This window comes from Daejeonella sp., from assembly GCF_049655485.1.
Taxonomy (GTDB): Bacteria; Bacteroidota; Bacteroidia; order Sphingobacteriales; family Sphingobacteriaceae; genus Daejeonella.
On record NZ_JBASJU010000122.1, the window covers coordinates 22,620 to 29,154 of the forward strand.

7 protein-coding genes are annotated in these 6,535 nt (G+C 42.8%); 5 read left to right on the forward strand and 2 right to left on the reverse strand.

Annotation, left to right across the window (positions count from 1 at the left end; genetic code table 11):
• Positions 1-22 precede the first annotated feature (22 nt).
• The 3 genes from cysS to WBJ10_RS05035 all read left to right on the forward strand — a co-directional run bounded on the left by cysS (position 23) and on the right by WBJ10_RS05035 (position 2,877).
• On the forward strand, positions 23-1,486 hold the full coding sequence (gene cysS / locus WBJ10_RS05025) for a cysteine--tRNA ligase (protein ID WP_424288433.1): 1,464 nt from the start codon (positions 23-25) through the stop codon (positions 1,484-1,486).
• A 67-nt stretch (positions 1,487-1,553) separates the two neighbouring features.
• Entirely contained in the window at positions 1,554-2,420 is an 867-nt protein-coding gene (locus tag WBJ10_RS05030; RefSeq protein WP_424288434.1) for a nuclear transport factor 2 family protein, read from the forward strand.
• 142 nt (positions 2,421-2,562) lie between these two features.
• On the forward strand, positions 2,563-2,877 hold the full coding sequence (locus WBJ10_RS05035; protein WP_424288435.1) for a phosphoribosylpyrophosphate synthetase: 315 nt from the start codon (positions 2,563-2,565) through the stop codon (positions 2,875-2,877).
• 4 nt (positions 2,878-2,881) lie between these two features.
• Here WBJ10_RS05035 and WBJ10_RS05040 read toward each other — a convergent pair whose 3' ends face one another.
• Together WBJ10_RS05040 and WBJ10_RS05045 are read right to left on the reverse strand one after the other, a co-directional pair.
• A complete protein-coding gene (locus tag WBJ10_RS05040) occupies positions 2,882-3,847 on the reverse strand; it encodes an AAA family ATPase (protein WP_424288436.1) in 966 nt (321 codons plus the stop codon).
• Between the two features lie 3 nt (positions 3,848-3,850).
• Positions 3,851-5,242, reverse strand: a complete 1,392-nt coding sequence (locus WBJ10_RS05045; RefSeq protein ID WP_424288437.1) for a foldase protein PrsA — start codon at positions 5,240-5,242, stop codon at positions 3,851-3,853.
• A gap of 437 nt (positions 5,243-5,679) precedes the next feature.
• Between WBJ10_RS05045 and WBJ10_RS05050 the strand changes: the two genes are divergently transcribed.
• A complete protein-coding gene (locus tag WBJ10_RS05050; RefSeq protein WP_424288438.1) occupies positions 5,680-6,291 on the forward strand; it encodes a hypothetical protein in 612 nt (203 codons plus the stop codon).
• The coding region (locus WBJ10_RS05055) for a non-canonical purine NTP pyrophosphatase (RefSeq protein ID WP_424288439.1) at positions 6,291-6,535 on the forward strand (245 nt) is incomplete at its 3' end. The genes WBJ10_RS05050 and WBJ10_RS05055, both read left to right, overlap by 1 nt.

A 6,535-nucleotide genomic window follows, 5' to 3' on the forward strand; every position in this document is an offset into this window, starting at 1 on the left:
TTTCAATATTTAAGTTTGCAGCATGGATAGCAACCTGGTCATTTATAACACCCTTACCCGAAACAAAGAGAAGTTCGAACCTATAAATCCTCCGATGGTGGGCTTGTACGTGTGCGGGCCGACCGTTTATAGCGATGTGCATTTAGGTAATTGCCGGACTTTCGTTTCGTTTGACCTTATCTACCGCTATCTGCTTCACTCAGGCTATAAAGTGCGTTATGTGCGTAATATCACCGATGCGGGGCACCTTGAAGGGGATAGGGACGAAGGGGATGATAAATTTGCTAAAAAGGCTAAGCTGGAGCAGCTTGAACCTATGGAGATTGTGCAGAAGTATACCATAGGTTTTCATGATATGATGCGCCTGTTCAATGCGCTTCCTCCAGGTATAGAGCCTACGGCAACAGGGCATATTATCGAGCAAATAGAAATGGTCAAACAGATCATCGCGAATGGATATGCCTATGAAGTAAGTGGAACAGTCTATTTTGATGTCGAGAAATATTGTAAAGAATATAACTATACCATCCTCACCAACCGGCAGCTAGATGACTTACTGGAAAACACCAGGGAGCTTGGCGGGCAGAATGAAAAACGCGGGCGGCTTGATTTTGCACTATGGATTAAAGCGAAACCTGAACACATTATGAGATGGCCATCGCCCTGGGGAGTTGGCTTTCCGGGCTGGCATATTGAATGCTCGGCAATGAGCAGTAAATACCTTGGCGACAGTTTCGATATTCACGGCGGTGGAATGGACCTTGCAGCAACCCATCACACCAATGAAATAGCGCAGTCGCAGGCTTGTAATCATGTACAGCCTGCAAAGTACTGGATGCATACCAATATGCTGACAGTTAATGGAACAAGGATGTCGAAATCGAAGGGCAACGGTTTCCTTCCCGGAGAACTTTTCACCGGGAACCATCCGCTTCTTAGCAGGGGTTTCTCCCCCATGTCCGTTCGATTTTTTATGTTGCAAGCGCATTACAGAAGTACTCTCGACTTTTCCAATGATGCGCTGGAGGCATCCGACAAGGGCTTTAAACGTTTGATGAATGCATTCGGGCTACTTAGCAAGTTATCCCCTTCGGCAAGTTCTACTATTGACGTAGCTAACCTTTCTAAGCGCTGCTACGCAGCTATGGATGATGACTTTAACAGCCCTGTACTGATTGCTGAACTTTTTGAGGCAGCACATACCATAAACAGTATTTATGACGGCAAAGCTGCAGCAACACAGTCGGATATCGATGCCCTCCAAATGCTGATGAATGATTTCGTGCTTGATGTGCTTGGATTGAAAGAAGAAGATCATCAGACAGACGACATGGGCAAAATAATGGACTTTATTATCAGCCTGCGTTCTGAAGCAAAGTTGAATAAAGATTATACTACCTCCGATAAAATCCGGATAGGGCTGAATTCACTGGGGATACAGTTGAAGGATAATAAGGATAATAATACTACCTGGAGCAGACAATAGAGAGGTGAAAGGTGAAAACTCAATAATGGCACTATTAATGTAAATGAGAATAAAAAAATAGGTTTGAATGAAGTGGTCTACTGCTATAATCGTTTTACTGGTATCAATTACATTAAACACTTTCGGGCAGGTAAGCACCGGGAAAGTTAGTTCATTAGTAGCAGCGGAGAATTACTTTGCTGCAAAAGCTAAAGAAAATGGATTAAGAGAAGCTTTTTTAAGAGTATCTGATGATGAAACCCTGGTGTTCAGGCCCCAGCCGGTAAGTGCGGAAGAATTTTACGATAAAAAACAAGCGGATCCCGGGGAGCTGATTTGGGAACCTTCCTATGCGCGGATTTCAAGAAGCGGTGATTGGGGCTTTACCACAGGTCCGTATATTTATACTGACTTTAGCGACAGCTCAAAATCGTATGGTCAATATTTGTCGATCTGGCGCGCGACTAACCGGGGCATATGGAAACTTGCCCTTGATATAGGAACCCCGCACCCTAAACCAAAGATTGAACCACAGCTAAATTTTACTGATCCAAAAGACTTGAGGTTTTTCAGGCAACTTTCTCCGGTGCGCTTGAAGCAGCGGGAAGAAATGATTATGGCTACCGATCGGCTCTTTGCCAGTGCGCTTAAAAAAAGTTCTGCTTTAGGCTATCATTCATTCATCGGTGAAAACGCCCGTTTGCTATTTCCAGGGTCAGAACCAATAATCGGGAAGGAAAACATCAAGAAATTTATCTACGACCAGGGAATAAATATCTTTTCAGAGTCGGTTGATGCTGACCGCTCCATAGGGAGCGATCTGGCATACTCTTACGGCACTGCTCAAATAACCCGCAATAACACGACAGCTAAATACAATTATGTCCGGATTTGGGAATCCCAGGAAGGGTTTAAATGGAATGTGATTGTGGAGTTGTTTTCGCCAGCGGATTAGATTTTATCGGACATTTTATAAGGCTTCTTTAATGTCTAAGAATAGTTATATTAGTGTAGTTCAAGTTAAGAGTTGAAAATGGAGAGTTGATAATGGCCGACCTTTCACCTTTCACCTTTCACCTTTCACCTTTCACTTTACCATGAGCAGTCCCCAAAACTACCCCAACCTCGTCGAAGCTATAAACGGACTCCGCAGTCGCGGCTATGATTATGATTTCGATTACGATAACGCCTGTTTATTCTGCAGCAAAATAGATGAGAAATTCAGTGCAGAGGACCTCAAGATCACGGAATACTACCGTTTTGAAGGCATGAGCGACCCGGATGATAACTCAGTTATTTATGCTATTGAGAGCAAAGACGGTCACAAAGGGATTATGATAGACGCTTACGGTACCTATTCAGATGAACACAAGAGTGCTTTTATCGCCAATATTGAAGTGATAGAAAACTAGAGAACTAAAGCAGGTTGCTGATCAGCTTTTCAGTACTGATTCCTTCTGCCTCTGCTTTATAATTGCGCACTATCCGGTGTCTTAAGATAGACTCCGCTACAGCCTGAACATCCTCCATATCCGGAGAATATTTACCGGTAATGGCGGCATGGCATTTAGCTCCCAACACCAGGAATTGCGAGGCACGCGGACCTGCACCCCAGCTTATAAATTTATTTACTTCATCGGTTGCCGTGACAGTCCCGGGACGGGTTTTAGCAGCCAGGGAAACAGCATACTCCAATACATGATCCGTGATTGGTATATTCCTAACAAGCTGCTGGAAATAGCTTATCTCAGAAGAATTCAATATCTTCCTTAATGTAATTTCACGATTCGCGGTTGTATTTCTCACAACCTGCAGTTCCTGTTCAAAAGTAGGATAAGTTAAAGAAACATTAAACATAAACCTATCCAGCTGTGCTTCTGGCAAGGGGTAAGTACCTTCCTGCTCTATGGGATTCTGGGTGGCCAGAACAAAGAAAGGCTTCGGAAGCACGTGAGTTTCACCGCCTACTGTTACAACCTTTTCCTGCATGGCTTCAAGCAATGCAGCCTGAGTTTTAGGAGGGGTACGGTTGATCTCATCAGCCAGGATGATGTTAGAAAACACGGGCCCCTTAATAAACTTGAAAGTACGGTCTTCTCCGAGAATCTCTGATCCGATGATATCTGAAGGCATCAGGTCGGGCGTAAACTGTATACGGTTATAAGAAAGATCAAGAACCTGAGCTACAGTTTGTACCAGGAGGGTTTTTGCCAAACCTGGTACACCTACAAGCAAGCAATGGCCATTACTGAAAATTGAAATTAATACTGACTTAACAACCTCGTCCTGCCCAACAATGATCTGTCCGATCTCGTCTCTGATTTCTTTATAGGCACTATGCAGCGCATCTACGGCTTCAACATCGGTTGCGTATTTCTTCATATGTCAATTTTGGGCAGTGGTCCAGGTCGATATTTCCGAACAGGTTTGAAATTCCGAATCGATCTTAATATAGGTGATTTTTCTGCGTTTTTCAAACCACTCACTAATAGTACGGTTAGTTTTATCTTCAAAAGCCACTTCCTTAATCTTAGGATAATCCTGCTCAAGATTAGCCTGATGCGGGCCTGTTTTCGATTTAAGATAAAGAATTCGATAGCCTGTTTTTCCATCAGGAGCAGTAAATAAGGATGGCTGGGATATCGTTCCAACTTTCATTGTATCCACTGTAAGGAATACTGCAGGATCAAGTTTATCAGATGGAATAAAAGTAGTACGGCTTTGAACGTTCTCTGCATTAAGCATCATCCCACCATTATATTTAGTGTCGTTATTATCAGAATACAAAGAAGCTGCAGTACCGAAGACAATCTTCTTATTCAGCACGTTATTATAAATACTATCGATCTGGGCCTTTGCTCGTACTAAACTTGCAGGAACTGCTTCTGTTTTAATCAGGATATGACGTACATTAACCTGCTCCCCACGCCTCTCGATCAACTGGATAACGTGAAACCCGAATTCTGTTTCAACCACCTGAGAAAGCTCCCCGGGTTTAAGTTTGAACGCTACTGCGGCAAATTCCTTTACCAAACTTGTGCGGTCCACAAAACCAAGTTCCCCACCCTCACGTGCTGAGCCAGGATCTTGTGAATACAAGCGCGCAAGGGTCGCAAAATCCTCACCTCCCTTTATTCTCAACCTCAAAGCTTCTGCTCTATCGCGAAAAGCTTCTTTCTCAAGATCATTCATTTCGGGATGAATTACAATCTCTCCCACTTCAACCTCTGTATTGAAGAATGGCAGGCTGTCTTTGGGAATAGCCTCAAAATAACGTCTTACCTCTAAAGGGGTAACCGCCACGTTTTCAGTGATTTTTCCCTGCATTTTATTTGCGATAAGCATCTCCTTAATGTCTGGCCTGATTTCATCCTTGTACTGAATCAGGGACCGACCTAAAAATTCCTCGAGGCGCTCTTGTCCGCCAGCACGAGCAATACTGCTCCGCAGACGCCGGTCAATTTCATTGTCTATATCATCTTCCGTTACCGCGATGGAGTCAATAATAGCTTGCTGCCCAAGTATTTTCTGAGAAATCAATCCCTGCAGGATTTCACATCTGACATCTGCATTATCCGGATTGCCCTGTGACAGATACTGAGCGTATTGCATATCGATTTCCGATTGCAGAATAATAGAGCTGCCAATAACGGCTACAACTTTATCCAATGATTTTTGAGTACCGGGAACAGTATTTTGCGCATTCACCTGCGCGAGGCTAATTAGCAGTAATGCAGCTATTAAGCCAAAGGTCTTTTTCATTTCTTGTATTCTCATTCTCTTTTAGCAGATCATTCTGCGCTTTTTAACTCGTTCAACCCTACAAAAATAATAGCCAGCCGAAGAGGCCAGCTCATGGGTTAATTCTGCAAAATTATCGATAAAATTCCTTAATCAATGAATTAAAAAATTAGCTGGCATTTAATCCTTGTTTTAACACATGATTAACGAGTAAATCCTGGGAGATGATATCTCAAGATAATTATTCTGATACCTGAATTGCTGAATATCTACCTTTTTACTGAATTGCATCTAAGTTAAGGTTTTCGGAAATAAGGCGGTTTCATTTAACTAAATTTAACAGATGGTTTTACCTTTGCGGGGGAAGATGAGGTGAAAGGTGAAAGGTGAAAGGTGGAAGGTGAAAGGTGATAACTGAAGACTGAAAACTGAAAACTGAAAGGTAAGGGGGTGTTTAAAGTAAATAGCTACAGATGGAGAAACTGATTACACATAATATTAATGCATTACGGTTTTTGATGAATGAAGATTTATATAACCTTGGTGATGCGGTGCAGGTGGAGAAGGTGTTAGTAGTGTCTGAACTGGTAGCTGTTGAGAAAGAATCTGCAACGATAGCTGTTGAAAAAGAATCTGAACCGGTAGTCGTCGAAAAAAACGTACAGGGATCGGTCAGCGAAATAGCGGAAGAGGGATTAAAGGAAGCGAGCTTCGATTATATCGGAGAAAATAACCGTTATTTTCTGATCATCGTGGATGATAATACCCATAAGAATCTTAATACTCCCCATAAAGAGATGCTGATGAAGATTATGGCTGCAAAGAAACTGGAACTCCGCGACATTGCTATCCTCAATTTAGCTCAATATCCGGACTCTACCTTTGGACAGCTAAAGGATTTTTTCAGCATTAGTAAAGCCGCCCTTTTTGGCATAAATCCCCAACGGCTTGGCCTGCCTCCCATGGGGGCAAATCAGCCGGAAAAACAATTGGATGTTAAAGTCCTGGCCACCTTCGGCCTGGAAGAAATGAGTGCCAATACAGACAAAAAACGGGAGTTCTGGAACGTAATGAAAGATTTCTGATGGAATTAGTGTTTGCAAGTAATAATCAGCACAAAGTGGATGAGATCCAGGCTATCGCCGGGGACAAATTCATCTTAAAAAGTCTTAATGACATATCGTGTACGGATGAGATCCCGGAAACGGGAAGAACGTTTGAAGCTAATGCGGGACAAAAAAGCCATTATATCTATGATCGCTTTCATCTCAATTGCTTTGCTGATGATTCCGGGCTGGAAATAGATGCTTTAAATGGTGAACCGGGGGT